The following is a 2977-nucleotide window of genomic DNA, read 5'->3' on the forward strand; positions in this document are numbered from 1 at the left end:
AGAATTTAGAATTACCTCTTCTTTTTAAGGGAGAGGATTGACTCAAAGGAAAATTTTTCTTTTTATCCTCTGAAAAGAGGAGGCTTTCAACCAAAATTTTTTGGTAAGGAGGAAAAAGGAAGAAGAAAAAAGGAAAAAGTGGATAGGGATTAACGAAGTCAGAAGTCAGAAGTTATTTTTGTAACGGAGATTTGAGCAAGGTGCCAAAAATATTGCGCCTTAAAAGGTGGGGTTGAGCAACCCATATTATTTTGATAAAACCCCGATCAATTGTAAACATCGCTTATGAGGTGCAGGGTATTAAACCTAAAGGAAAAAGATAAAAATTAGTAATGAAGCATATCAGCTATCAACTTTTGCTTCTTTGATTTGGTGGTGGTGTATTCTAATTATTTGACAAGGATAAAAGATAAAAGCAGTGGGAGCATCTTGCTCCCGTGCCAGGTATTCCTTTTTGCTGTATACCATTACGCGAGCAGGACTACCAAGATAAGTACCTGTGCAAAATTAATTTAACATTTGTCATACCATTTCTCTGTAACAATGCGCTTAATAATTTTTACCAAAACCTGAATTTTACTAATAGCTGTTATCTTTTATTCAGCGCAACTTCATAGAGAAATGGTATCAGTCGGGAACATGGAATAAGGAACAGGAAATCAAATATATGTTTGTCCTAAAAATGTCAATCTAAAAATTATTTTTCCTACTTATTTAAGTTAATCATCAGACCATCAAATATACAATTAATTTGCTTTAACCACTGATAACAATTCTCATAGGAAACAGGGAACAGCTAATAGAAGAAAATCTCAAGCAGAAACTACTTAAAATTAGAAACGCTATATGTTTACTTATCCCTGTAGAGACGTTGTATGCAACACCCCTATCCACTCCCCTACTCAAAAAAATGTAGAAAAGTTTTTGATAAATGGTATTAGAAAGCACAGAGAGCAGATTTTTAGAACTCGATCACGCTGAAGTCAAAGCCTTCAGTTAAACCTGCTCCAACAATTTTTTACCTTGAATTAAACCCACCTACTTAAATAACATTCTGATTGTTTTTCTCAAAATAATATCCTGAAAACTCTATGGAATTTTCTATATTTTTTTGTGTATTTTGCAACAATACTTCTTAGATTACCTTAAACAATAGTATTGCAAAAAATATGCCATCCAACTTACTAATAAAAAGATTAAGACAATATAATCTTTAAGCTAGTTAAAAAATATCCAGTTAAAGTAAATAGAGATACCAAGAGATGCTATTAATTAAAAAGCCGAATAAACCACATAATTTGAGGGTGCATCTCATATTTGCCAAAATACTTTTTTCCTATATATTCCCTGTTGCCTGTTCTCTGTTCCCTAAAAGCGATAAATTTTTACAGAGATGCACCCTGATTTGAGTTATTAACTTAATTAGGTAACTATACTTAAATAGTCAGCAAAAAAATTAATCAATTTGGTAAAAAAGAAACTTTTAATAGCTGTAGCAGTCATAAAAAAAATCGACAGATTAAAACATACTTAATCTGATAAATTTAGCCTGTTAAAGTTATAATTAACTCCTGTTAAAGTCAACTGAATCAATGCTGTTCCACTCTATTTTCATCCCTCTAGCAACTCAAAGTTATGCAAACATTCTTATTTATATGGTTGGGACAAATTGTTTCCCTATTCGGTTCTAGTTTGAGTGAATTCGCTCTAGCAGTATGGGTTTATCAAACAACAGGTTCAATTACTCATTATGCTCTGTTGTCCTTATTCATTCATCTACCTAGTCTCTTCATTTCACCATTTGCTGGTGCAATGGTAGACCGCTGGAGTCGTCGTAGGGTAATGATTGTCAGTGACTCAATCACCGGAGTAACAGCATTAGCAATAATGTTATTGGTCTTCTCCGGGCAACTGCAAGTTTGGCATATCTATATAGCAGTAGGTATTAGTTCCGTCTGCAACGCTTTTCAATGGCCAGCTTATACCTCTGCTATCCCTCAACTTGTACCAATACAACACCTGAGTCGCGCAAATGGAATGGTACAAGGTGCAATAGCAACATCAAGAATATTAGGTCCAAGTATAGCGGGATTGTTGATTCTTAAAATCCATCTTCACGGAGTATTATTAGTAGATTTTGGTACTTATCTGTTTGGGTTGCTGACTCTATTGAGTATCAAATTCCCCAGAAGAGAAAAGAAAATTACCAGACGTAGAGTAAGTATTGAAGAGTTATGGCAGGAAGTTATTTCAGGTTGGAATTATGTAGTGATACGTTCTGGTTTACGGAAGTTAACTATATTCTTTGGTGTTATTTATCTAAGTGCGGGAGTATTGCAAGTTTTATTCTTGCCGATGGTATTAAGTTTTGCATCTGAAAAAGAATTAGGAATAGTAATGTCTGTTAGTGGCATTGGAATGTTGTTAGGTAGTGTCGCAGTAAGTTTATGGGGAGGTACTAAGCGTCGAATAGAAGGAATTTTAATCTTTGCATTTATTCAGGGATTATGTTTATGTTTAGGAGGATTTAAAACTGCTGTAGTATTAGCTGCAATTGGTGGTTTTGGCTATTTATTTTCTAGGGCAGTTATTGTTAGTTTGAATCATACTATTTGGCAACAAAAAGTACCTCAAGATTTACAAGGACGAGTTTTTGCTTTGCAAAATATGATCGAAAAGTCTTTATTAGTAATTACTCATTTAAGTGCAGCACCTTTAGTCGAGTTTATGTTTAAACCATTGATGAGTGAAAATGGAATGTTAGCAAGTAGCGTAGGCAGAATTATTGGAGTTGGAGATGGCCGGGGAATGGCTTTATTATTTGTATTAATGGGTCTATTGAATATTGGGGCAGTATTAGTCGCCTATCGTACTCCAGAGTTACGGCGAGTAGAGAGAGAGTTACCTAATGCTGATCGCTTTGAAGTTGATAATACTGAATCAGACAATACTGCTGCTTGCTAAAGCTGGAAAACAT

General features: G+C 34.4%; 2 protein-coding genes. One reads left to right on the plus strand and one right to left on the minus strand.

All coding sequences use genetic code 11. The annotated features are described in order from the left end of the window. Nucleotides 1–342 precede the first annotated feature (342 nt). The gene (locus F6K13_RS26275; RefSeq protein ID WP_275670382.1) at nt 343–468 is read right to left on the minus strand and encodes a hypothetical protein; all 126 of its coding nucleotides are present in this window, start codon (nt 466–468) and stop codon (nt 343–345) included. Nucleotides 469–1635: 1167 nt separating this feature from the next. Here F6K13_RS26275 and F6K13_RS26280 point away from each other — a divergent pair. Beyond that, nucleotides 1636–2964 carry an MFS transporter gene (locus F6K13_RS26280; protein WP_124154337.1) on the plus strand — a complete coding sequence of 443 codons (1329 nt, stop codon included), beginning with the start codon at nt 1636–1638 and terminating at the stop codon, nt 2962–2964. The last annotated feature ends 13 nt before the right edge of the window (nt 2965–2977 follow it).

Source organism: Okeania sp. SIO2B9, from assembly GCF_010672505.1.
GTDB classification, from domain to species: Bacteria; Cyanobacteriota; Cyanobacteriia; order Cyanobacteriales; family Microcoleaceae; genus Okeania; species Okeania hirsuta.

Coding starts and splice junctions, on each gene's coding strand:
- F6K13_RS26275 (WP_275670382.1), bottom strand. CDS start 468: ATGGTATACAGCAAAAAGGAATACCTGGCACGGGAGCAAGATGCTCCC.
- F6K13_RS26280 (WP_124154337.1), top strand. CDS start 1,636: ATGCAAACATTCTTATTTATATGGTTGGGACAAATTGTTTCCCTATTC.